We start from the raw sequence: 255 nt of genomic DNA on the forward strand, positions 1-255 counted from the left end.
AGGTCGTCTTCGACGCCTGCTACCAGGGCAATCCGCTGGTCAACGCCGGCTGCATCGGTGTGATGAAGCACGAGGACATCCACCTGGCCAAGGCCTCCGGCGCCGGCAACAAGGTCATCCTCTACGGGGCCCGCACCGGCGGCGACGGCATCGGCGGCGTCTCCGTGCTCGCCTCCGAGACCTTCGACGACAGCAAGCCGACCAAGCGCCCGGCCGTCCAGGTCGGTGACCCCTTCCAGGAGAAGCTGCTCATCG

General features: G+C 67.8%; 1 protein-coding gene. It reads left to right on the forward strand.

Annotated features, from left to right (window positions below; genetic code table 11):
• A partial coding sequence (locus tag V2J85_RS41155; protein WP_330824457.1) for an AIR synthase-related protein occupies window positions 1–255 on the forward strand: 255 nt, incomplete at both ends.

This window comes from Streptomyces bugieae (assembly GCF_036352915.1).
Taxonomy (GTDB): Bacteria; Actinomycetota; Actinomycetes; order Streptomycetales; family Streptomycetaceae; genus Streptomyces; species Streptomyces endophytica.